The sequence below is a fragment of the Stenotrophomonas sp. 89682_Sma genome (genome assembly GCF_056481405.1).
The window spans coordinates 779,238-800,677 of the sequence record NZ_CM151147.1 but is presented as its reverse complement, the minus strand read 5'-3'; the positions used below and the strand labels follow the sequence as shown (position 1 = coordinate 800,677).

20 protein-coding genes are annotated in these 21,440 nt (G+C 66.9%); 7 read left to right on the top strand and 13 right to left on the bottom strand.

Translation table 11 applies throughout. From position 1 onward, the window contains the following. Nucleotides 1-618 carry a LemA family protein gene (locus ACZK29_RS03555; RefSeq protein ID WP_478446684.1) on the bottom strand — a complete coding sequence of 206 codons (618 nt, stop codon included), beginning with the start codon at nucleotides 616-618 and terminating at the stop codon, nucleotides 1-3. A gap of 483 nt (nucleotides 619-1,101) precedes the next feature. Between ACZK29_RS03555 and ACZK29_RS03550 the strand changes: the two genes are divergently transcribed. Together ACZK29_RS03550 and ACZK29_RS03545 are read left to right on the top strand one after the other, a co-directional pair. Beyond that, nucleotides 1,102-1,395, top strand: a complete 294-nt coding sequence (locus tag ACZK29_RS03550; RefSeq protein ID WP_006388655.1) for a transposase — start codon at nucleotides 1,102-1,104, stop codon at nucleotides 1,393-1,395. Beyond that, nucleotides 1,392-2,252, top strand: coding sequence for an IS3 family transposase (locus tag ACZK29_RS03545; RefSeq protein ID WP_111202687.1), 861 nt, complete (start codon nucleotides 1,392-1,394; stop codon nucleotides 2,250-2,252). Before ACZK29_RS03550 ends, ACZK29_RS03545 begins: the two co-directional genes overlap by 4 nt. Before the next feature lie 187 nt (nucleotides 2,253-2,439). On the opposite strand, the gene ACZK29_RS03540 is transcribed toward ACZK29_RS03545, so the two are convergent. The 3 genes from ACZK29_RS03540 to ACZK29_RS03530 all read right to left on the bottom strand — a co-directional run bounded on the left by ACZK29_RS03540 (nucleotide 2,440) and on the right by ACZK29_RS03530 (nucleotide 4,976). Continuing rightward, a complete protein-coding gene (locus ACZK29_RS03540) occupies nucleotides 2,440-3,600 on the bottom strand; it encodes an MFS transporter (protein WP_111205222.1) in 1,161 nt (386 codons plus the stop codon). A gap of 197 nt (nucleotides 3,601-3,797) precedes the next feature. Continuing rightward, the gene (locus ACZK29_RS03535; RefSeq protein ID WP_106550124.1) at nucleotides 3,798-4,547 is read right to left on the bottom strand and encodes a TerC family protein; all 750 of its coding nucleotides are present in this window, start codon (nucleotides 4,545-4,547) and stop codon (nucleotides 3,798-3,800) included. 33 nt (nucleotides 4,548-4,580) lie between these two features. Further along, entirely contained in the window at nucleotides 4,581-4,976 is a 396-nt protein-coding gene (locus ACZK29_RS03530) for a diacylglycerol kinase (RefSeq protein ID WP_106550125.1), read from the bottom strand. Nucleotides 4,977-5,189: 213 nt separating this feature from the next. Between ACZK29_RS03530 and ACZK29_RS03525 the strand changes: the two genes are divergently transcribed. Beyond that, the gene (locus ACZK29_RS03525) at nucleotides 5,190-5,891 is read left to right on the top strand and encodes an SGNH/GDSL hydrolase family protein (RefSeq protein ID WP_111205221.1); all 702 of its coding nucleotides are present in this window, start codon (nucleotides 5,190-5,192) and stop codon (nucleotides 5,889-5,891) included. A 103-nt stretch (nucleotides 5,892-5,994) separates the two neighbouring features. On the opposite strand, the gene ACZK29_RS03520 is transcribed toward ACZK29_RS03525, so the two are convergent. From ACZK29_RS03520 to ACZK29_RS03510, 3 genes are all read right to left on the bottom strand, one after another. Next, nucleotides 5,995-7,266 (bottom strand): sensor histidine kinase, encoded by a 1,272-nt coding sequence (locus ACZK29_RS03520; protein WP_111205220.1) that lies wholly within the window; start codon nucleotides 7,264-7,266, stop codon nucleotides 5,995-5,997. 156 nt (nucleotides 7,267-7,422) lie between these two features. Beyond that, nucleotides 7,423-8,136, bottom strand: coding sequence for a response regulator transcription factor (locus ACZK29_RS03515; protein ID WP_002811889.1), 714 nt, complete (start codon nucleotides 8,134-8,136; stop codon nucleotides 7,423-7,425). Between the two features lie 87 nt (nucleotides 8,137-8,223). Next, nucleotides 8,224-8,868 (bottom strand): arylesterase, encoded by a 645-nt coding sequence (locus ACZK29_RS03510; RefSeq protein ID WP_459047830.1) that lies wholly within the window; start codon nucleotides 8,866-8,868, stop codon nucleotides 8,224-8,226. Nucleotides 8,869-8,943: 75 nt separating this feature from the next. Here ACZK29_RS03510 and ACZK29_RS03505 point away from each other — a divergent pair, with 75 nt between their 5' ends. Both ACZK29_RS03505 and ACZK29_RS03500 read left to right on the top strand, forming a co-directional pair. After that, complete coding sequence (locus ACZK29_RS03505; protein WP_478447067.1) at nucleotides 8,944-9,591, top strand: ABC transporter ATP-binding protein; 648 nt, start codon at nucleotides 8,944-8,946, stop codon at nucleotides 9,589-9,591. After that, the gene (locus ACZK29_RS03500) at nucleotides 9,588-12,101 is read left to right on the top strand and encodes an ABC transporter permease (RefSeq protein WP_478446683.1); all 2,514 of its coding nucleotides are present in this window, start codon (nucleotides 9,588-9,590) and stop codon (nucleotides 12,099-12,101) included. Before ACZK29_RS03505 ends, ACZK29_RS03500 begins: the two co-directional genes overlap by 4 nt. Nucleotides 12,102-12,200: 99 nt before the next feature. On the opposite strand, the gene ACZK29_RS03495 is transcribed toward ACZK29_RS03500, so the two are convergent. The 5 genes from ACZK29_RS03495 to ACZK29_RS03475 all read right to left on the bottom strand — a co-directional run bounded on the left by ACZK29_RS03495 (nucleotide 12,201) and on the right by ACZK29_RS03475 (nucleotide 17,588). Beyond that, nucleotides 12,201-13,127: a DUF6607 family protein gene (locus ACZK29_RS03495; RefSeq protein ID WP_111205216.1), complete on the bottom strand. Its 927-nt coding sequence runs from the start codon at nucleotides 13,125-13,127 to the stop codon at nucleotides 12,201-12,203. A 73-nt stretch (nucleotides 13,128-13,200) separates the two neighbouring features. Next, nucleotides 13,201-13,800, bottom strand: coding sequence for a ChuX/HutX family heme-like substrate-binding protein (locus ACZK29_RS03490; RefSeq protein WP_106550134.1), 600 nt, complete (start codon nucleotides 13,798-13,800; stop codon nucleotides 13,201-13,203). Nucleotides 13,801-13,804: 4 nt separating this feature from the next. Beyond that, nucleotides 13,805-15,997 (bottom strand): TonB-dependent hemoglobin/transferrin/lactoferrin family receptor, encoded by a 2,193-nt coding sequence (locus ACZK29_RS03485; protein WP_478446682.1) that lies wholly within the window; start codon nucleotides 15,995-15,997, stop codon nucleotides 13,805-13,807. Between the two features lie 153 nt (nucleotides 15,998-16,150). Then, the gene (gene hemP / locus ACZK29_RS03480) at nucleotides 16,151-16,345 is read right to left on the bottom strand and encodes a hemin uptake protein HemP (RefSeq protein WP_005412278.1); all 195 of its coding nucleotides are present in this window, start codon (nucleotides 16,343-16,345) and stop codon (nucleotides 16,151-16,153) included. A gap of 271 nt (nucleotides 16,346-16,616) precedes the next feature. Continuing rightward, a complete protein-coding gene (locus ACZK29_RS03475) occupies nucleotides 16,617-17,588 on the bottom strand; it encodes an aldo/keto reductase (RefSeq protein ID WP_111205228.1) in 972 nt (323 codons plus the stop codon). A 193-nt stretch (nucleotides 17,589-17,781) separates the two neighbouring features. On the opposite strand from ACZK29_RS03475, the gene ACZK29_RS03470 reads away from it, so the two are divergent. Continuing rightward, entirely contained in the window at nucleotides 17,782-19,080 is a 1,299-nt protein-coding gene (locus ACZK29_RS03470; protein WP_111205213.1) for a NupC/NupG family nucleoside CNT transporter, read from the top strand. Nucleotides 19,081-19,105: 25 nt separating this feature from the next. After that, entirely contained in the window at nucleotides 19,106-20,071 is a 966-nt protein-coding gene (locus ACZK29_RS03465) for a ribokinase (RefSeq protein WP_478446681.1), read from the top strand. 64 nt (nucleotides 20,072-20,135) lie between these two features. Here ACZK29_RS03465 and ACZK29_RS03460 read toward each other — a convergent pair whose 3' ends face one another. Beyond that, nucleotides 20,136-21,356: an MFS transporter gene (locus tag ACZK29_RS03460; RefSeq protein ID WP_478446680.1), complete on the bottom strand. Its 1,221-nt coding sequence runs from the start codon at nucleotides 21,354-21,356 to the stop codon at nucleotides 20,136-20,138. Nucleotides 21,357-21,440: the final 84 nt, after the last annotated feature.

The following is a 21,440-nucleotide window of genomic DNA, read 5'->3' as shown; positions in this document are numbered from 1 at the left end:
TCAGTGGCCCGGCTGCGGTGCCGGCTGCTGCGGCGCGTTGCCGAAATCGACCGCCGGCGCATTGGAGATCTGCGCTTCGTTTTCCACCGTGAAGTTCGGCTTGGTCTTGTAGCCGAAGATCTTGGCGGTGATCACCTGCGGGAACGAGCGGATGTAGGTGTTGTAGTCCTGCACCTGCTGGATGTAGCGACCACGGGCGACGGTGATGCGGTTTTCGGTGCCTTCCAGTTGCGCCTGCAGGTCGCGGAAGTTCTGGTCGGACTTCAGCACCGGGTAGTTCTCGGTGACCACCAGCAACCGCGACAGCGCACTGCCGAGTTCGCCCTGGGCCTGCTGGAACTGCTTGAGCGAGGCCTCGTCATCGGCGTTGACGTTGATCTGGCCGACACGCGAACGGGCGTTGGTGACTTCGGTCAGCACGCGCTCTTCCTGGCTGGCGAAGCCCTTCACGGTCTGCACCAGGTTGGGCACCAGGTCGGCGCGGCGCTTGTATTGGTTGAGCACTTCGGACCAGCTGGCCTTGACCGCTTCATCCTTCTGCTGGATGGCGTTGTAGCCACAGCCGGAGAGCAGGGAGGCCAGCAGCATCAGGGGCAGGAAACGGGTGAACAGGCGCATGGCGGAGGTTCCGGGTGGGCTTGGCACCGAGCATGCCACGGTTGGGGTGAAGGTCGGCCATCGAGCGCGGCCCCCTCCGCGGTGTGGTCCAGCCAGCTCGGGGATGGGCCGGGAGGGTGGGTCGGCTGGGGGCCGCTGCAAGTACGTCCATGTAAGCTCGGTCGCCGCATCCATGCGGCTCACGCCCCCAGCCGACCCACCCTCCCGGCCATGGACAGTTTTCTGCGCACCGCGGGAAGATCAAAAGAAAAATCAAAGGCAAAAGCCGACCCTTCAGACATTCCTGGTGTCTGCCATCCACGCATGGCGTGGATCTACCGTGTCGACCAAGGTCGACACCTACCAACAGCAGCGCAGAACGCATTCCGACAGATCGCGGAAGACTGTCGAAGGCGGGGTGGGTCCGGTGGCGGGGGTGTCTGATCTGGCCCCCCGTCAGCGGACGCCAAGAAGCGATACTTTGATCGCACCTGGAGGTCCCTTATGTCCCGTATCACCCGTCGTAGCTACACCGATGAGTTCAAGCACCAAGCCGTGGAGTTGGCCGAGTCGCTCGGGCCTGCCGCAGCAGCCCGTCAGCTGGAGATGTCGGTCAAGACGCTGGCAAATTGGCTTGACGCGGTCCGTGCTGGCCGGTCGTTGACCTCTGAGGCTCGCAGGCCGGCCACCGACCTGGAAAGCGAGATCAGCCGCCTTCGGGCCGAGAACGCCAATCTGAAGATGGAGCGGGAAATCCTAAAAAAAGCGGCGGCGTTCTTTGCCAGAGAGTCCAAGTGAGGTACGCCTTCGTCGCCAGTCAAAGGACTCACTACCCGACCAGGTTGTTGTGTCGGGTTCTTAGGGTTTCTGTCTCTGGATTCCATGATTACCTGCGCCGGCAGTGTGCCCAAACGTGCGATGTCGATTCGGCCCTCCGTACCGAGCTTCGGGCCATTCATGTGACCAGCAAGCGCAGTTATGGGCGACGTCGGCTGGTCAGGGCCTTACGAGCCAGGAATCACCCAGTCGGCCACAAGCGCGTGGCACGGTTAATGGCCGAGGAGCGAATCCAGGGCAAGACCAAAGGCCGATTCCGACCCAAGTCCTCCGGCGGCTCATCTCAGCTCGCCCCCAACCTGCTGGATCGGCAATTTGCCCCCGGAACCGGACCGACGGCGTGGGTTGGGGATATCACGTATGTCCCCACCCGCCAGGGATGGCTGCATCTGGCCGTGGTCATCAGCGTCCAGACCCGGCAGGTGCTGGGCTACAGCGTTTCCAAGCGCCTGACTGAAGAGCTGGTGGCGAAAGCATTTGCCAATGCTTGGGCTCTGCATCCACAACGACCCGGCCTGATCTTCCATTCAGATCGTGGTGGGCAGTACTGGGGGAACCAGTTTCGCCAGCTGCTGCAGTCCCATGACGTGGTCCAAAGCATGAGCCGGCCTGGCAATTGCTGGGACAACGCGGTGGCCGAGAGCTTCTTTGCGACGCTCAAGACAGAAGAGGCTGCCGAGCCTTACGCCAGTAGGGAACAAGCCAGCCAGTCCATCGCTGCTTACATCCACGGCTTCTACAATCCAGCCCGGCTACACTCGGCGCTGGGCTACCGCTCGCCTAACAACTACGCCCGGCAGCGCCGGGCTGCCGCCTGAAACGGCTTCATGGCGTCCGTTTTCAGGGGGCCAGATCAGTCCGCGGCATGGATGCCGCGGCCAAGCCCCCAGGGACGGGTTTACGGCGTCCCCCTCAACCGGACCCGCCCCGCCATCCCTCAGTAGCCCAGCTTTTGACGTTGCCACTGCGGGTGCAGGGCGCAGCCCTGCCGGAATCCAACACCCCTCAGCAGGCCTCAGCCACCGCAGTGCGGGGACGCCCCAGCCATGCCAGCAGCAATCCCGCTGCCGCCAGCAGACCACCGGCGACCGGCACCGCCGCGTACCCCAGACCGGAGCTGATCACCGCGCCACCCAGCGCCGCGCCGACGGCATTGCCCAGGTTGAACGCGCCCACGTTGATCGACGACGCCAGCCCCGGCGCCTCGCTGGCCGCTTCCATCACCCGGATCTGCAGCGGCGGCACGATGGCGAACGTCGCCGCACCGAACAGCAGTACACCGAGCGCCGCGGTGGCGTGACTCATGAAGGCCAGCGGCAGCACGAACATCAGCAGGGCCAGGACTGCCAGCAGGATGCGCGTGGCACCGTCCAGCGACCAGTCGGCCATGCGCCCGCCGATGCCGTTGCCGAAAGTGAAGCCGATACCGATCAGCGCCAGCGACATCGCGATGAAGGCGTTGGAGGCACCGGTCAGTTCGGTCAGCACCGGCGCCACGTAGGTGTAGAGGGTGAACATCGCACCCGCGCCGAGCACCGTGGTGCCCATCGCCAGCAGTACCTGCGGCTGCAGGATGGCCTTCATCTCGCGGCGCACGTCCGGGCGCGGGCCCGGTGCCGATGCCGGCAGGGCCAGGCCCAGCGCGGTGATCGCTACCACGCCCAGCACCGCGGTGCCGGCGAAAGACAGGCGCCAGCCCAGCTGCTGGCCCACCCACGTGGCCAGCGGCACGCCACCGATGTTGGCGATGGTCAGGCCCATGAACATGGTGGCCACGGCGGCCGCCTGCTTGTCCTTCGGCACCAGGCTGGCGGCGACCACCGCGCCGATGCCGAAGAAAGCACCGTGGTTGAGGCTGGTGACCAGGCGCGACAGCAGCAGCAGCCCGTAATTCGGCGCCAACGCGGACAGCAGGTTGCCGACCACGAAGATCGACATCAGCAGCATCAGCGCGGTGCGCTTGCCGAACCGGCCCATCAACAGGGTCATCACCGGTGCGCCCAGCATCACGCCGACGGCATAGGCGGTGATCAGCATGCCGGCGGACGGGATGCTGACGCCGACGCCATCGGCGATGACCGGCAGCAGGCCCATCGGGGCGAATTCAGTGGTACCGATGGCGAAAGCGCCGACGGCAAGGGCCAGCAGGGCGGCTCTGGAGTTCATGGGGGTTCCTGGGGGCGGAAACGGGCAGGTGCGTAGCCTGCGCGCTTTGCCGCAGGCGATTAAGCCTCGCCCCGGGAAAACACTGTTGATTCCAGTTCACAGACGGGGGCGGCTGCCTCGCCGGGCCATGCCCGGCGAGCGCAGCGGCCCCACAACGAAGAACCCCCGGCGTTGGCCGGGGGTTCGAAGTCACACGCTTACCAGTCGCCGGCACCCGGCACGTGGTGGTCGCGTGCGCGGCGGCGCATCAGCAGGTTCAGCCACTCCACCAGCACCGAGAAGCCCATCGCGGCGTAGATGTAGGGCTTGGGCACGTGCACGTCCAGGCCGTCCAGGATCAGCACCGCGCCGATCAGCAGGATGAAGGCCAGCGCCAGCATCTTCACCGTCGGGTTGGCATCGATGAAGCGGCCCAGCGGGTTGGCGGCCAGCAGCATCACCATCACCGACAGCAGGATGGCGGCGACCATCACCGGGATGTGGTCGGCGATGCCGACGGCGGTGATCACCGAGTCCAGCGAGAACACGATGTCGATGATGGCGATCTGCAGGATGACCATGCCGAACACGCCGGACGCCTTGCTGGTGGCCGGGTTCTCATCTTCGCCACCGGTGATCAGTTCCTTGATCTCCATGTAGCCCTTGATGATCAGGAACAGGCCGCCGACGATCAGCACCAGGTCGCGGATGGAGATGCCCATGCCGGCCACGGTGAACAGGTTGGCCGACATGTGCGCCAGGTAGGCCAGCGATACCAGCAGCGCGATGCGGGTGATGCAGGCCACCGCGATGCCGAGCTTGCGCGCGAACGGGCGGCGTTCTTCCGGCAGCTTGCTGACCGCGATGGAAATGAACACCAGGTTGTCGATGCCGAGCACGATTTCCAGCGCGCTGAGGGTGAACAGGGTCACCCAGGCGTTGGGGTCGGCGAGGAACTCAAAGGACATGGAAACTCTTCAAGGCAGTGGGGGAATGGGGTTTCAGCCGTAGCTGCCGGCCAGCGCGTGCGGAACCACGACCAGGGCCCAGCACAGCAGCACGTTCATCATCAGCACGAACACCGCCGCCGAGCCCATGTCCTTGGCGCGGCCAGCCAGCTCGTGGATTTCGCTGCCGTAACGTTCGATCACCGCCTCGATGGCCGAGTTGGCAAGTTCCATCGCCAGCACCAGCAGCATCGAACCGATCATCAGCGCACGCTCGACCGGCGTCTGCCCCAGCCAGATCGCGACCGGGGTCAGCAGGATCAGCAGGTAGACCTCCAGCCGGAACGACGATTCGTGCAGCCAGGCGGCGCGCAGGCCCTGCCAGGACCAGCGGGCGGCCTGGAAGATGCGGCGCGGGCCGCGGGGCAGATGACCGAACTGGTCAGCCACGGGTGGAGCATCCAGCAACAGGGGCGCGGCGCAGCGACCGCTCAGACGCACGGCAGGGAATCATGGGTGCACAGGAATAGGCAGATGGCGGCCATTTTGCCACAAGGCTGCCCCCCATACCCTCGGCTGTCCGGGCGAATGGCCTGCCCGGGGAAAGCGCCATGCCGTGCCGTGCTCCTATGATGACCCTCCCCTTCCCTGCTGGAGCGCCTGATGTCCCGTCGCCGTACCTGCCTGCTGATGCTGGGCCTGCTGACTGCCGCACCGCTGGCCCAGGCCCTGGGCCCGTCCACATCGCCCCGGGTGCCCGAACAGGTCTCCAACGTGGCCTGGGCCGGAGACATGGCCCGCTTCGCCAGCGCCGACCAGGCCAGCCCACCGCCGCGCGGTGGCATCGAATTCATCGGCAGCTCCTCCATCCGCTTCTGGGAGAGCCTGGCCACCGACTTCCCCGGCCAGCCGGTATTCAACCGCGGTTTCGGCGGTTCGGAGGTGCGTGACAGCACCTGGTATGCCGGCCAGATCGTGGTGCCGTATGCGCCGTGCAAGGTGTTCTTCTACGCCGGTGACAACGACCTCAACAGCGGCCGCACCGCAACCCAGGTGCGCGACGACGTGGTCGCCTTCGTGCAGCGCGTGCACCGCGACCTGCCGAAGACCAAGGTGGAGTACCTGTCGATCAAGCCGAGCCCGTCGCGTGCGCACCTGCTGCCGGCGATCAACGAGGCCAACACGCTGATCAAGGCCGCCCTGGCCAAGCTGCCCAACACCGGTTTCACCGACATCTACACGCCGATGCTGGGTGCCGACGGCCAGCCGGATGCGAAGCTGTTCCGCGAGGACATGCTGCACATGACCCCGGCCGGCTATGCGATCTGGACCAGGGCGCTGGCGCCGAAGGTCAACTGCAACTGAGGCACCGCGGACGCCGGGCATGGCGTGGAGCTACCGACATTCCAGCAGGATGGGGTCAGAGCCCGTTGCGCAGCAACGGGATCCGACCCCGGCAGGTGCCGCTTCAGCGGAAGATCACCGTCGCTTCGGTGCCCTTGCCCGGCTCGCTGGCGAGGCTGATCTTCCAGCCGAAGCGGTCGCAAAGGCGGCGAACGATCGACAGGCCCAGGCCGGTGCCCTGCGGGCGGCTGGGTTCGGCGCGGTAGAACGGCTCGAACGCCCGTGACAGCGCTTCGGGGGACATGCCGATGCCGGTATCGCGCACCACCACCCGATCGTTGTGCACGTGCACGTCGATGCGCCCTTCGTCGGTGTAGCTGCACGCGTTGCGCACCAGGTTGCTGACCACCACCTGCAGCACCCGCGGCGGCGCATGCAGCTGCACCGGGCCATCGCTGTGCAGGTGCACCGACACCGGGCGAGACCCCAGCAGTTCGTTGGCGTTGTCCACTTCATAGCGGACGATGTCGTTGACGTCGAACAGCTCGATCTGCGGTTCGACGTCGGCCTCGCGGGCGAGGATCAGGAACGCATCGATCACCGCTTCCATGTCGCGGCCAGCCCGCTGGATGCGCTGCAGGCTGCGGCGCAGGCGCGGCTGCAGGGTTTCATCACCCAGTGCCATGTCGCTGGCAACGCGGATGACGGTCAACGGCGTACGCAGTTCATGGCTGGCATCGCGGGTGAAATTGCGCTCGCGCGCCACGTGCGCGCTGACCCGGTTGGCCAGCGAGTGCAGCGCCGCCGCCAGCTGCCGGGTCTCGCCCTGCATGTCGGCGGGCAGCTTGTTCGGCTCCAGGTCAGCCGCTTCCGGATGACCCGGGTCCCAGCGCGAGACGCGCCGCGCCAGCCAGTTCACCGGCGACACCAGACGCTTGGAGGCACGGTAGGTCACCCAGCTGGCGCCATACACCGCCAGCAGGGTCAGCAGCACCGGCACGATGCCGAACCAGAACGCCAGCATCTCCGCGCGCGAACGCAGGAACACCAGGTACAGGCGACCGGCCGGGCGCACGTCCACCAGCACCAGCTGGTCATCCTTGGGCAGTTCGTGGAAGCCGGGCTCCAGATTGCGCAGGTTGGCCGGCAACGACAGTGCCGACTGCCCGCTTTCCAGCAGGTAGCCGCGGATGTTCTGGGTATTGGGCGGCGGCTGCACCGGTGACGCTTCGTGCAGCGTCCAGTAGTACGCCGCCTCCTCACGCAGGGCAGCGCCCACCAGGCTGTGCTTGATCACCAGCGAGACCAGCCACGCACCCAGCAGGATGCCCAGGCTGGCCAGCACTGCCTGCAGGATGAAGGCGATACGGATCTTGCGCGGCAGGCCGTGCGGCATTGCGGGGTCCCGGTCAGAGCGCTGCGATTATAGGCAGCGCGCCACGCCGTGCGGGTACATGGGCGATGACCGGCGACAACGCCGGCCGGTCATGCCCTGCCCTCGTACGTGGCCACAACCCGGCCGGGCTTGCCACTGCACCGGCGAGTATCCTGCTCAGGCCATCGGCTGGGCGATGTCGGCAATGCGGTAGCCGGCACTCTGCACGGTGTGCAGCAGCGGACGGTCGAACGGCTTGTCGATGATCTTGCGCAGGTTGTACAGGTGGCTGCGCAGCGTATCCGAATCCGGCAGGCCATTGCCCCAGATCTCGCGCTCGATCTCCTGGCGGGTGACCACGCGCGGCGATTCACGCATCAGGATGGTCAGCAGGCGCAGGCCGATCGGCGAAAGCTGCAGCTCGGTGCCCGCACGGGTCGCACGCATGCTGACCGGATCGAGCACCAGGTCGGCCACCTTCAGCACTTCCGAACCGACCTGGCGACGTTCGCGACGGATCAGCGCGCGCAGGCGGGCTTCCAGCTCCTGGATCGCGAATGGCTTGGTCAGGTAGTCATCGGCACCAAAACCGAGGCCGGTGAGCTTGTCGTCCAGCGTGTCGCGTGCCGTGAGCATCAGCACCGGGGTGGACTTGCGCGCATCATTGCGCAGGCGACGGCACACTTCGATGCCATCCAGGCGCGGCAACATCAGGTCGAGCACCACGACGTCATAGCTGTTTTCCGCCGCAAGGCGGTAGCCATCCAGGCCGTCCTGTGCATAGTCGACTTCGAAGCCGCGACCTTCCAGGTATTCCCCGATCATCTCGGAGATGTTGCGGTTGTCTTCGACCACCAGCACCAAGCCGGAGGTCTCCTTCGTCTGACGCATGTGATTCCCTCTAACTTCAGCTTTGTGAAACATGCCGCATCGACGGTGGACGTGATGTGAAGTTCCGTCAAGAGGGAATCAAACGGTTCAGAGGAGCGGCCTGAGCAGCGGCCAGACATTGTCCAGCACCTTCGGCTGTGCCTGCGCGGTCGGGTGCAGGCCGTCGGCCTGCATCATGCCCGGTTGCAGCGCCACGCCCTCCAGCAGGAACGGCAGCAGTGGCACCTTGTACTGCGTGGCCAGCGCCTTGTAGGCCGCCGCCAGGCGCTGGCGGTAGGCCGGGCCATAGTTGGGCGGTACGTCGATGCCGAGCAGCAGCACCTTGGCACCGGCCTTCTGGCTGGCCTGCACCATTTTCTCCAGGTTGCCCTGCACCTGTGCGGGGGTCAGCCCGCGCAGTGCGTCGTTGCCGCCCAGGGCAATCACCACCACGGCCGGCTTTTCCTTCGCCAGCAGGCCCGGCAGGCGCGTCAGCGCACCCGCGGTGGTCTCGCCGCTCATGCTGGCGTTGACGATGCGCGCCGGGGTTTTCGACTGCTGCCTGACCCGCTGCTGCAACAGGCTGACCCAGCCGGCGTCGGCGGGGATATTGTGGGCAGCACTGAGGCTGTCGCCCAGCACCAGCACGGTACCGGCCGGACCTTTGGCACAGGCCAGCCCCGGCAACAGCAGGAACGCTAGCAGCAGCACCATCATCGCGCCGGCTTGCCGGCTCCATCCCGTCTTGCGCATTGGAGTCTCCTCATCGACAGCCTGTCCCCCCGCAGCGCGCCCGTCGCCATCGCCGTCGACCAGGTCGGCAAGTCCGTGCAGGGCCCGGAGGGTGAAGTCCACATACTGGACAACATCACCCTGACCGTCCATGAAGGCACCAGCGTGGCCATCGTCGGCGCTTCAGGTTCCGGCAAGACCACCCTGCTCGGCCTGCTGGCCGGACTGGACCTGCCCAGCCGCGGGCATATCGCGCTGGCCGGCCAGGACCTGGGCCACCTTGACGAGGAAGCACGTGCCCAGCTGCGCGCGCGCGAGGTCGGCTTCGTGTTCCAGAGCTTCCACCTGCTGCCGGCGCTGACCGCCGCCGAGAACGTGGCGTTGCCGCTGGAACTGGCCGGGCGCGAGGATCGCGCGCGGGTCGATGAAGTGCTGGCCCAGGTCGGCCTCTCCCATCGCGCCCGTCACTACCCGCGCCAGCTGTCCGGTGGCGAACAGCAGCGCGTGGCCCTGGCGCGCGCCTTCGTCACCCGCCCGCGCATCCTGTTCGCCGACGAACCGACCGGCTCGCTCGACCATGCCACCGGCCAGCACATCAGCGACCTGCTGTTCGAGTTGAACGCAGGCAGCGGCACCACCCTGGTGCTGGTCACCCATGACCTGCGCCTGGCCCAGCGCTGCCAGTACATCCACCGCATCGACGACGGCCGCCTGCTGCCGGTTGAACATGGGGCCCAGGCATGAACCTGCTGCGGCATGCGTGGCGCGCGCTGCGTCGCGAGGCCCTGGCCGGCGACCTGCTGACCGTGTTCGCCGCGCTGGTACTGGGCGTAGCGGTGATGACCGCGGTCGGTACGCTGGTGAACCGGGTCAACCTGGCGCTGACCGGCAGCGCGGCGGAGATGCTCGGCGGTGACCTCGGCATTGCAGGGCGCGACGATCCACCGCAGGCATTCGCCGACGAAGCGCAACGCCGTGGACTGACCCACACCCGCATCGCCAGCTTCGGCAGCGTGCTGTTCCATGGCGATGCCAGCCAGATGGCCAGCATCAAGGCGGTGCAGGCCGGCTATCCGCTGCGTGGCACGCTGCGGGTGCGCAGCACGCCCGGTGGCGCGCTGATCGCCAGCGCCGGCATGCCGCCCAAGGGCCAGGCCTATGCCGATCCACGCCTGCTGCAGGGGCTGGGACTGAAGGCCGGCGATGATCTCGAGTTCGGCGCTGGCACGCTGCGCATCGCCGGCATCATCGAGGCCGAACCGGATACCGGTGGCGACCTGCTGACGCTCTCCCCCACCCTGTTGGTCAACCGCGCCGATGTGGAAGGCACCGGCCTGCTTGGCCCCGGCAGCCGCATCAACTACCGGCTGATGTTTGCAGGACCGGCGGGGCAGGTCGCGTCCCTGCGCGAGTGGCTGCTGCCACAGGTGAAGGGCCTGCGCCTGCTGAGCGTGGATGACACCCAGCGCGGCGTGCGCCAGGCCTTCGACCTGGCCGGCCGCTTCCTCGGCCTGAGCGCGCTGCTGGCGGTGCTGCTGGCCGGCGTGGCCACCGCATTGGCGGCCAACCGCTTCGCCCTCCGCCGCATCGACCAGGTGGCGATCCTGCGCTGCCTCGGTGCGCGCCAGCGCGACATCCTGCTCGGCCTGGCACTGCAGCTGCTGATGCTGGCGGTACCGGCCTGTGCGCTTGGCATCGGCCTGGGCATGGCCGCGCAGGAAGGGCTGGTACAGGTGCTGGGCAGCCTTGTTCCGCAGCGCCTGCCGCTGCCGGAAGCGATGCCGGCGCTGACCGGTGCCGGCATCGGTCTGTTGCTGCTGTTCGGCTTCGGCCTGCCACCGCTGCTGCGCCTGCGCGGGGTGCCGCCGATGCGCGTGCTCAACCGTTCCTTCGCTGCCCTGCCGCCGGCCTCGCTGCTGGCCTATGTGGCCGCGCTGGGGGCAAGCCTGTTGCTGGCGGTGCAGGTCACCGGTGACCTCAAGCTGGCGCTGTGGGTGCTGGGTGGCCTGGCCGCGCTGGCGGTGGCGGCCGGGGTGGTCGGCTTCGTGCTGCTGCAGCTGATGCGCGGCCTGCAGCATCGCCTGCATGGCAACTGGCGACTGGGCCTGGCCGCACTGACCCGGCGCCGGCTGCTGGCGGTGATGCAGCTGGTCGGGCTGTCGCTGTCGCTGTGCGCGTTGCTGCTGCTGGCAGTGACCGGCCCAGGCCTGCTGCAGCAGTGGCGCGAGCGGCTGCCGGCGGACACGCCGAACTACTTCCTGATCAACATCCAGCCCGAACAGCGCGACAGTGTGCTGGCAACGCTGCGCGGGCTGGGTGCCAACGACGCCAGCATCGAACCGATGGCCACCGGGCGCCTGATCGCCATCAACGGCAAGCCGCCGCTGCGCGTGGACCGCGAGCCCGGTCAGGACGGGCAACCGGCGCAGGGCGGCCAGCGCGATGACGATGACGAGAACCGGCCACTGAATTTCAGCTGGCGCAGCACCTTCCCACCGGCCAATACGCTGGTCAATGGCACGTTCTGGAAGGCCGACAGCACCGCACCGGAAGCCTCGGTGGAAATCGGCTGGGCCAAACGCTACGGCGTGTACCCCGGCGACCGCATCACCATTGCAGTGGGCGAGCAGGAACGCGAATTCACCGTAACCAGCGTGCGCAAGGCAGACTGGAACACCTTCCGGCCCAACTTCTTCGTGCTGTTGAACCCCAACGCCGTGGGTGACACCCCGCACAACCTGCTGTCGGCATTCCACCTGCCGGCCGGCAAGGCGGCCGGGCTCGGCAAGCTGGTGCGTGCGCAGCCGAACCTGTCACTGCTGGATGTGGATGCGGTGATTTCGCAGGTGCGCGATGTGATGGAACGCGTGGCACAGGCAGTGCAGCTGGTGATGGTATTCAGCCTGCTGGCCGGCGTGCTGGTGCTGCTGGCCGCGCTGCAGGCCACGGCGGGCGAGCGCCGCTACGACAGTGCGGTGCTGCGCACGCTGGGCGCAACCCGTCGCCAGCTGCGCGGAGCGGTACTGGTCGAATTCGGCGCACTGGGTACGCTGGCCGCATTGCTGGCGGTCGGTGCCGCCGCTGCCATCGGCGTGGCGGTCTCGCAGAAGGTGTTCGAACTACCGCTGCTGCCACCGTGGCCAGGACTGCTGCTGGGCGGCGTGGTCGGCATCGGGCTGAGCCTGCTGGCCGGCTGGTGGGGCACGCGGCGCATCCTGCACACCTCGCCAGCCCTGGCCCTGCGCGAGGCCTGACGCGACGCCGGACCCGCTAGATCCACGCCATGCGTGGATGCACGGAAGAGCGTGCCGAGCCAGCTCGGCACCTACCAGGCCGTCGAGCCAGGCTCGACCTTACCGGGCCTTTTCCACGTACTTGGCGAACACTTCGTCGATCTGCTTGTCCTTCACCTTCTTGCCGGACTGGATCTCTTCGGCCTGGGTGAACAGCGGAATGATCATCGCCATGCCATCGATCTTGGTCTTCAGGTGCACGCCCGGGGCCTGGGCCAGGAAACCGTCCCAGCGCTGGCGGACCTTGGCCCAATACCCAGCGGTGGCCTTCCAATAGTCGCGCGCCGGGGTGAAGTCGATCTCGGTGGTCTTCACGTAGTCGTTGAAGCCGAACTCGCGTGCGATCTCCACCTGGCTGCCGTCGGCATTGCGCTGCACCTTGGTGTTGAACTGCTCGTGTGTCCAGCCGTTCGGCGTCAGGGTGTGGCGATTGACCACCGCCAGCGCGTTGTAGTCGCTGCGCTTGGTGTACTCACGACGCGGCAGCGGACGCCAGCTCAGGTCGCTGGTCCAGCTCGGCACGTTGTTGGTGTAGGTCCATTTGCCGGTGCCGCAGTAGCGCGGTGCATCGCTTACCTCATACACGCACTGGGTCCAGGCACCCTGGTTCACTGCCGCCGGGATGCTGCGCACCCGCCAGGTCTGGTCGGCACTGAACTCGAAACGGCTCGGGGCCTCGTAGACCCAGTCCTGGCGCCAGTGCTTGGTGATGTGGCCGCTCTTCTCGTCCAGCAGCAGGTGTTGCAGCACGATGCGCTTCGGGGTGTCCTCGACCACGATGACCATTTCATTGCCGCCGCTGCGCATCGCCGGCGCGCGCTCGTAGCCCGGCTTCAGCAGCACGGTTTCGTCGAAGGCGAAATCCACGGCGTACTCGCCCTGCATGGCCAGGATGCTGTCGTGGTCGCGGGCGATGTCGGAGGGCTGCGCGCTGGCCACGCCGCTGGCGGCGAGCAACAGCAGGACGCTGGCTGTCTGGAATTTCATCGGGGTCTTCCTTCGGGGTTGCAGGTTCGTTGAGAGGCCATCCATGGCCGTCGGGCGTTCCATCAGAAACAGATCAGAGGCGGATCAGCGGCAGGTCGCCGGGAATCCGCGGTGCCGGCCGGCGCGCGGCGTCGGCACAGCAGCAGTCGTCGATGGCCAGCTCGCCCTCGGCGCCTTCCAGGCGGGCGATGCGGCGTGCGGTGGCTGCGCCCAGCGACGACAGCGTCGACAGGCTGGCCGCGAGGGTGCGGCCATCATCGGCGGCATGCAGGCGCAGCGCACACAGGCGCCAACGCTGGCCGCCGAGATGACCGGCCAGCCGCCGCCACAGGCGCTCGCCGACACTGCCGTCGCTGTCGTGCTGTGGGCCCGGTGGCAGCGCGGCCACCAATCGGTCCCAGGCCAGGAAATCACTGTCCGGCAGCAGGTACAGGCGCCACACGCAGCGGCCACGGCCGTCAAGGAAGCACAGGCTTTCGCGCAGGCCCTCGCTGTCCACGCCCTGGCAGGCATGCACGCGCACCGCCTGGCGCCAGCCGCCAAGCTCGTTGCCGTCGGCGTGGTAGAGACACAGCACGGTGCCAAGCGTGGCCAGCTGTGCCGGGGTCGGCCATGCCGCGCGGTGTGGCGCGGCGATGGAGTCATTCCTGCGTGCGGACAATGCTCGGCTCATGAGGTCACCAGGAAACGGCAAGGCTGGCGGAGAAGGTACGGCCCGGGCTGGTGTAGCGATCCAGCACGCGGCTGGTCGGCGACAGCGTCGAACCCACGTTGGACCAATCGATGTAGCGTTTGTCGCCCAGGTTGAACACGCCTACGTTGAAGGTCGCACCGGGGGCGAAGTTCCAATGTGCCATCAGGTCGGCCACGCCATAGCCGGCCGGGCGGTAGACCGTGGCCGAGGCGATGCGGTCCTTGCGCTTGACGAAGGTGCCGGCCAGTTCAACACCCCAGGCATCGGTGTCGTACATCAGGCCGACGGTGCCGCGCAGCGGGTCGACCGAATCCAGCGGGGTGTCCTCGGTCTTGTTGTCGCCGCGCGACCAGGCCACGGAACTGCGCAGGGCCCAGCCCTGCAGGGTCGGGCTGATCTGGCCAAAGTCGACGCCAGCCTTCAGTTCAGCGCCGTAGATGCGGGCGTCGGCGATGTTGCGCGACTGGAACACCATCAGGCCCTGCGCGTTGGTACCGACCAGCGACTGCGACTCGATGAAGTCCTTGTACTCGTTGTAGTAGCCGCTGACGCTGACGTAGGCAGCCGGCGACAGGAAGCGCAGGCCCAGTTCCATGCCATCACTGGTTTCCGGCTTCAGGTCCGGATTGGGAATGGCGGTGTAGCCGAAGGCGAAGTTGGTGAAGCCGAGATTGACGTCGTTGTACGGCGGCGAACGGAAGCCGTGCGAGTAACCGGCAAACAGCGACCATTCGTCGGTGAAGCGGTAGACCATCCCGAGCTTGGGCGAAACGCTGGTCTTGGTCAGCTTCGCCACCGGCACGCCGGGATTGTCCTCGGCGAAGATGTTGTCCACCTCCGGCTTCAGCTCGTAGCGGTCCACGCGCACCCCCGGCACCAGCGACAGCTGGCCGCCGGCCATGCGCATTTCATCCTGCGCATAGAGGCCCAGCTCGGTGGTCTTGCTGATCGGGAAATCGCGTACCGGGAACGCATCGGGCAGGATGGTGGTGCTGGTCTGGCCGTTGGCCAGTACCTGGAAACCATCGCGCTTCTGGCGGATCTCGGTGCGTGCGCCCTCGAAGCCATAGGTCAGCGCGTGCTCGACGCTGCCGGTGCTGAAGGCCTTGTTGAACTGCGCCTGCAGGCCGTACACGCGCTGGTCGAAATTGAACTCGCGGTGGCGACGGCTGCGGTTGGCACGGTCCTCATCGGTGATCTGGGTGGTTTCGCTGTGCTGGGTATACAGCTGCCAGTGCAGGCTATCGGCGAAGGCCTTGTCCAGCGCATCCATTTCATGCGCGAACGACACGCGGGTGCGATTCTGCTTGTCGCGCGCCTTCATGCCGGTGGTGGTGGTGCGGTCGATCGAAGACAGTACGTTGGTCTCGGTCTTGTCTTCATTGCCTTCCACGGTCAGGCGGAAGCGCTGGTCCTCGCTCGGTGCATAGACCAGCTTGGCCAGGCCGCTGCGACCGTCGCGGTCCTGCGGGTTGGGGGCGGTGCGGGTGTTGTCGTTGCTGCGCACGTCACCCTTGTTGTCGGTTTCCTGGCCCTGGCGATGGTTGATGTTGACCATGCCGCTCCAGTGCTCGCCGCCGAACGCCGTGGTGACACCGCCGAGCAGGCCCTTCCATTCACCGTCGTAGCCGAACTTCAGGCCGACGTAGCTGTCCTTGCCATCCTTCAGGTAATCGGCCGGATCCTTGGTGACGAAGGCGACCACGCCGCCCAGCGCATCGGAACCGTACAGCGAGCTGGCCGGGCCACGCACGATCTCCACGCGCTTGAGCGTGTCCAGATCGGTGAAGTTGCGGTTGGCGTTGGAGAACGAACCGATGTTGAAGCTGGTCGGCATCGCGATGCCATCGGTCTGCACCCGCACGCGGTTGCCGTCCAGGCCACGGATACGGATGCTGCCCAGTCCGAAGCGCGCGGCGCTGCGGCTGACCGACAGGCCCGGCTCGTAGCGCAGCAGATCCTTGATGTCCTGCACCAGGTGCCGGTCCATCTGCTCGCGGTCGATCACGTCGACCGTAGCGGCGACGTCGCTGACCGCGCGTTCGGTGCGGGTGGCGGTGACCTGCACGCGGTCGAATTCGCGCGCATCGGGCGCGGCGCTGGCGGCGGTGGCAGCGTTGGCGGACAGCGGCAACGCCATCCAGACAGCGAGGCAAAGGGCGGTAGGGCGGGTCATCGGGCTCGTTCGGTCAGGCAGGGGAACCCCCGGTTACCGGGACACCCTGAAGGTGCACGCGGTAGACCGAGGGGGAGAGAGCGGGAGCGGACGGGTCGCCCACCCTGTCGGCGCTGCCGGCAGGAGGGAGGGGGGCGGGCGACCAGGCCGCGATTACTTGGTCAGGATCAGCTTGTCGTTGCTGGTGTGCCGCAGGCGATAGAAGCGGTCGCCGTGCTGGATCAGGATTTCACGACGGCCCTTGAGCAGGGCTTCGCTGTCGATGACCTCTTCCGGCGGAACGACACGGACCGGACGATCGCGGAGGGTCAGCGTTTCGGGGCGCAGCAGTACAGGTTGAGCATTCATGAGCATCTGGACTCGTGCGAGGGACGAGTTAAATGATAATGATTCTCAGTTGACAATCAACAACCATTCTCAATTTGATTGATGAGCTTAATGATCGAATTCTGAAATTCGATAGATGTTGTCAATCAATTGGCAGCATATGTGTAGAGTCGACTGTCAGTCGACTGCTGTTGCTCGAAGCAGTCGGTTATTCGAAGCAGTCGACTCTACAACCGAGGCCCGAGCCCGAGCCGGCCCGACCGAGGCCCCCAGGCCCGGTCGGCCCCGGGGTTCAGGCGAAGACGGCTTCGACCTCGGCCCAGCCGGCCGCATCGACCTGCTCCAGCACTTCCAACGCCTGCAGGTTCTGCAGCAGCTGGCTGACCCGGCTGGCGCCGAGGATCACGCTGGAGACATTGGGGTTGCGCAGGCACCAGGCGATGGCCAGCGTGGCCGGGGCGTGGCCCAGCGCGCGCGCGACTTCGCTGAAACGCCGCACCTGGGCCAGGCGGGTCTCGGCGTCGGTGCCCAGCACCAGGTCCTGCAGCCATTCCATGCCTTCCCGGCCCAGCCGCGCATCGGCCGGAATGCCCTGATCGTACTTGCCGGTCAGCAGGCCCGAGGCCAGCGGCGAGAAGATGGTGGTGCCCAGCCCGGCGCGGGCGTACAGCGGTGCGTACTCGACCTCCACCCGCTCGCGGTGCAGCAGGTTGTACTGCGGCTGCTCCATCGACGGGCCCTGCAGGTTGTGCCCTTCGGCGAAATCCAGCGCCTGCTGGATCTGTACCGCCGACCACTCCGAAGTGCCCCAGTAGAGGATCTTGCCCTGCCGCACCAGGGTATCCATGGCGTGCACGGTCTCGGCGATCGGCGCGTCCGGATCCGGGCGGTGGCAGTAATAAAGGTCCAGGTAGTCCACCCGCAGGCGCTTGAGCGCGGCATGGCAGGCGTCGGTCACATGCTTGCGCGACAGGCCGCGCTGGGTCGGACGCGGGTCCTTGGCACTGCCGAAGAACACCTTGCTGGACACGCAGAAGCCGTCGCGCGGCAGGCGCAGGTCGCTGATCACGTCGCCCATCACCTGTTCGGCGCGGCCGTTGGCATAGCCCTCGGCGTTGTCGAAGAAGTTGACGCCATGATCCCAGGCGGCGGCCACCAGGTTGCGGGCCTCATCGCGCGGGATCTGGTCACCGAAGGTCACCCAGGCGCCGAAGGAAAGGGCGGAAACCGGCAGGCCGGTGGAACCCAGGCGACGGTATTGCATGCGAATCTCCTGCTGCGGGCCCGCATCCGGGCCGGGATCGATCCCCATTCTACCTGCCGCCGCCGGCCGCAAGCCCTTGCCGTTGCTGGCCTGATCGGTACCGATGGGTGCGCGCACGCTGCTTTTCCTTGCCCCGGCCCCGGCCCTGCACTAGGCTTCCCGTTTTTCGCGACGCCCCAGGGGAGTCACTCACATGGTCGAAGGTTTGGGCAGGATCGGCTTCGGCCTGTTCGGGTTGGCGGTGCTGATCGGCATCACCTGGTTGTTTTCCAATAACAAGCGTGCGGTTGACTGGAAGCTGGTTGCCACCGGTATCACCCTGCAGATCGCCTTCGCGGCGCTGGTGATCCTGGTGCCGGGCGGGCGCGACGTGTTCGACGCGCTGGGCCACGGCTTCGTCAAGGTGCTGAGCTTCGTCAACGAGGGTTCCGGTTTCATCTTCGGCTCGTTGATGGATACCAAGAACTACGGCTTCATCTTCGCCTTCCAGGTGCTGCCGACCATCATCTTCTTCTCGGCGCTGATGGGCGTGATGTACCACCTGAACATCATGCAGGCGATCGTGCGCGTGATGGCGTGGGCGATCACCAAGGTGATGCGCGTGTCCGGTGCGGAGACCACCAGTGTCTGCGCCAGCGTCTTCATCGGCCAGACCGAGGCGCCGCTGACCGTGCGCCCGTACATCGCCAAGATGACCCAGTCCGAACTGCTGACCATGATGATCGGCGGCATGGCGCATATCGCCGGCGGCGTGCTGGCGGCCTACGTAGGCATGCTCGGTGGTGGCGACCCGGTGCAGCAGGCGTTCTACGCCAAGCACCTGCTGGCCGCCAGCATCATGGCCGCCCCCGCCACCCTGGTCGTGGCCAAGCTGCTGATCCCGGAAACCGGCACCCCGCTGACCCGCGGCACGGTGAAGATGGAAGTGGAGAAGACCTCCAGCAACATCATCGATGCGGCCGCCGCCGGCGCCGGTGACGGCCTGAAGCTGGCGCTGAACATCGGTGCGATGCTGCTGGCCTTCATCGCCCTGATCGCGCTGCTGAACGCCCCGCTGACCTGGATCGGTGAAGTGACCGGCCTGGCCGCGCAGATCGGCAAGCCGACCAACCTGTCGACCATCTTCGGCTACCTGCTGGCCCCGATCGCCTGGGTGATCGGCACCCCGTGGGCCGATGCCACCACCGTCGGTTCGCTGATCGGCCAGAAGGTCGTGATCAACGAGTTCGTGGCCTACACCGAGCTGTCGCAGATCGTGAACGGCCAGGTCGCTGGCGTCAGCCTGTCCAGCGAAGGTCGCCTGATCGCCACCTACGCGCTGTGCGGCTTCGCCAACTTCAGCTCGATCGCGATCCAGATCGGCGGCATCGGTGGCCTGGCCCCGGAACGTCGCCACGACCTGGCCAAGTTCGGCCTGCGCGCAGTGCTGGGCGGTACCATTGCCACCTTCATGACGGCGACCATCGCCGGCGTGCTGACGCACTTCAGTTGAACCCTTGGTTGAGAAAAGATTCCCTATGAGCAGCAGTGTCGTTGTCGTCGGTTCCTTCAATGTCGATCACGTGTGGCGGTGCGAGTCGCTGCCGGCACCGGGTGCGACCATTGCCGGCCGCTACAGCACCGGCCCGGGTGGCAAGGGCTTCAACCAGGCCGTGGCCGCCTGCCGTGCCGGCGCCGAGACGCACTTCGTGTGCGCGCTGGGCGATGACGCCGGTGGCGCCACCGCACGCGAACTGGCCGCGCAGGATGGTTTCGGCCTGATCGCCGAAACCAGCAGCGAGCCGACCGGCACCGCCGGCATCTATGTGGACGCGCGCGGCCGCAACACCATCGTGATCGGCCCGGGCGCCAACGCCGCGCTCAGCACCGACTTCCTGCAACAGCAGCAGGCCCTGCTGACCAGCGCCAAGGTGGTGCTGGTGCAGCTGGAATCGCCGGTGCAGACCATTGAAGCGGCGCTGGCCACGGCCCGCGAGGCCGGCGTCACCACGGTGCTCAACACCGCACCGGCCGACGCGCCCTCGACCATCGGCCTGCTCAAGCTGGCCGATGTGATCACCCCGAACGAGACCGAGTTCGCCGCCCTGCTCGGCCGCCATGTCGGCGAGCGCGTGGATGCCAACGACGTGGCCGCACTGGATGGCGCCAGCCTGCATGCGCTGTGCCGCAAGCTGGTCGGCAACGGCACGGTGGTGGTGACCCTGGGGTCGGTGGGCGTGTTCGTCTCGCATGCCGACGAGAACCTGCGCGGCGATAACCAGCCGTACTACCGTGTCGGTGCCGAACAGGTGCAGGCCATCGACACCACCGGTGCCGGTGACGCCTTCAACGGTGCGCTGGCCGCGTCGCTGGCGCAGGTGGCCGACGCCCCGTTCGCCCGCCACGTGCGCTTCGCCAACCAGTTCGCCGGTCGCTCGACCGAGAAGGAAGGCGCTGCAGCGGCGATGCCGCGCTTCACCCCGGCCGATTCCGAAGCAAAGTAAATCCACGCCGTACGTGGATGAAGAAGCCCGGGTGTGCAGACACCCGGGCTTTTCCGTTTGCCTTTCAATGGGGCAGATCCACGCCATGCGTGGATGCACGAGACCGGGCAAGCCGTCGCAGCAACAGGCCTGCGGCAATCGCCAGCAACGCCACGGCTGCGGCCACAGCGCCCAGCGAAGCGAGGCCGAAGCGTTCGATGGCGCCGCCTCCCAACAGCGCCCCCAGGCCGATGCCTGCATTGGCCGCCGAGACATTCAAGGTTCCGGCCAGCGCCTGCGCCTGGGGCGCCGCACGCATCACCCGCACCTGGCACAGCGGGAACAATGCGGTATGCGCCACGCCCCACAGAGCCAGTGCGATCAGCACGAACATGCCGTGGCCGGCCAGCCCGACACTGGCCAGCATGCCCAGCGCCAGCACCGCGCAGAACACCAGGGTCGCGCCAAGCGGCGCACGATCGACCCAGCGCCCACCCAGTGCATTGCCGATCAACCCGACAGCTCCGAAGCCCATCAGCCACCAGCCCACCTGTGCCGCCGGTACCTGCATCAGCCGCTCCAGCACATCGGCCAGGTAGGTATAGGCAGCAAACATCGCGGTGAACACCAGCACCGACAGCAGCACATGGCCCAGCAACTGCGGCTGGCGCAGCACTCGTGCCTGTTCGCGCAGCGCGCGCCGCGGTCCGGCCACGATGTCCGGCATCCACAACGCCAGTGCGCCCGCCATCAACAGCGACAGGGCCGCCAATAGCCAGAAGCTGCCGCGCCAACCGAGGGCGTCGGCGGCCAACGTACCCAGTGGGATACCGAACAGCATTGCGGCGGTGATACCCAGGTAGACCCGCGCGACCGCACGACCTCCCTGCCCTGCAGGGGCCAGCTGCGCAGCAGTCTCACTGGCGGTGCCCCAGAACACCGGCAGGGCCAGTGCCGGCAGCACCCGCGCCAGCGCCAGCAGCCACGGCTGCGTAGCCATCGCGGCCAGCGCGTTGGAACCTGCGAACAACAGCAGGATGGCCACGAACAGGCGGCGCCGGCCGACGTGTGACAGCAGCGCGGTCGACGGTGGCCCGGCCAGCATCACGGTGAACGCGAACAAGGTAACCAGCTGCCCGGCACGGGCGATGCCCAGGCCAAGGTCGCGCGCCAGCGCGGGCAACAGGCCGACGATCAGGAACTCGGTGGTGACGATGACGAAGGCGGACACCGACAGCAGGACAACCGAAAGGCGTGCGCGGGCGTTTGCGTGGACAGCGCCCACGGCGGAATCGAGGGAGGACATGGGTGGGCATCAGAACAGGGGCCGCCAGCCTATTTCCTCCCCGGATTCCGATTGCTGCTATGTCTTCCATCGATTCCGGACAGA

Excerpts from the sequence above, each read along its gene's own strand:
- ACZK29_RS03490 (WP_106550134.1), bottom strand. The coding sequence starts at position 13,800 with ATGAGCCGAGCATTGTCCGCACGCAGGAATGACTCCATCGCCGCGCCA.
- ACZK29_RS03525 (WP_111205221.1), top strand. The coding sequence starts at position 5,190 with ATGTCCCGTCGCCGTACCTGCCTGCTGATGCTGGGCCTGCTGACTGCC.
- ACZK29_RS03510 (WP_459047830.1), bottom strand. The coding sequence starts at position 8,868 with ATGCGCAAGACGGGATGGAGCCGGCAAGCCGGCGCGATGATGGTGCTG.
- ACZK29_RS03485 (WP_478446682.1), bottom strand. The coding sequence starts at position 15,997 with ATGACCCGCCCTACCGCCCTTTGCCTCGCTGTCTGGATGGCGTTGCCG.
- ACZK29_RS03515 (WP_002811889.1), bottom strand. The coding sequence starts at position 8,136 with ATGCGTCAGACGAAGGAGACCTCCGGCTTGGTGCTGGTGGTCGAAGAC.
- ACZK29_RS03465 (WP_478446681.1), top strand. The coding sequence starts at position 19,106 with ATGAGCAGCAGTGTCGTTGTCGTCGGTTCCTTCAATGTCGATCACGTG.
- ACZK29_RS03540 (WP_111205222.1), bottom strand. The coding sequence starts at position 3,600 with ATGAACTCCAGAGCCGCCCTGCTGGCCCTTGCCGTCGGCGCTTTCGCC.
- ACZK29_RS03550 (WP_006388655.1), top strand. The coding sequence starts at position 1,102 with ATGTCCCGTATCACCCGTCGTAGCTACACCGATGAGTTCAAGCACCAA.
- ACZK29_RS03555 (WP_478446684.1), bottom strand. The coding sequence starts at position 618 with ATGCGCCTGTTCACCCGTTTCCTGCCCCTGATGCTGCTGGCCTCCCTG.
- ACZK29_RS03535 (WP_106550124.1), bottom strand. The coding sequence starts at position 4,547 with ATGTCCTTTGAGTTCCTCGCCGACCCCAACGCCTGGGTGACCCTGTTC.
- hemP (WP_005412278.1), bottom strand. The coding sequence starts at position 16,345 with ATGAATGCTCAACCTGTACTGCTGCGCCCCGAAACGCTGACCCTCCGC.
- ACZK29_RS03460 (WP_478446680.1), bottom strand. The coding sequence starts at position 21,356 with ATGTCCTCCCTCGATTCCGCCGTGGGCGCTGTCCACGCAAACGCCCGC.
- ACZK29_RS03495 (WP_111205216.1), bottom strand. The coding sequence starts at position 13,127 with ATGAAATTCCAGACAGCCAGCGTCCTGCTGTTGCTCGCCGCCAGCGGC.
- ACZK29_RS03470 (WP_111205213.1), top strand. The coding sequence starts at position 17,782 with ATGGTCGAAGGTTTGGGCAGGATCGGCTTCGGCCTGTTCGGGTTGGCG.
- ACZK29_RS03520 (WP_111205220.1), bottom strand. The coding sequence starts at position 7,266 with ATGCCGCACGGCCTGCCGCGCAAGATCCGTATCGCCTTCATCCTGCAG.
- ACZK29_RS03500 (WP_478446683.1), top strand. The coding sequence starts at position 9,588 with ATGAACCTGCTGCGGCATGCGTGGCGCGCGCTGCGTCGCGAGGCCCTG.
- ACZK29_RS03475 (WP_111205228.1), bottom strand. The coding sequence starts at position 17,588 with ATGCAATACCGTCGCCTGGGTTCCACCGGCCTGCCGGTTTCCGCCCTT.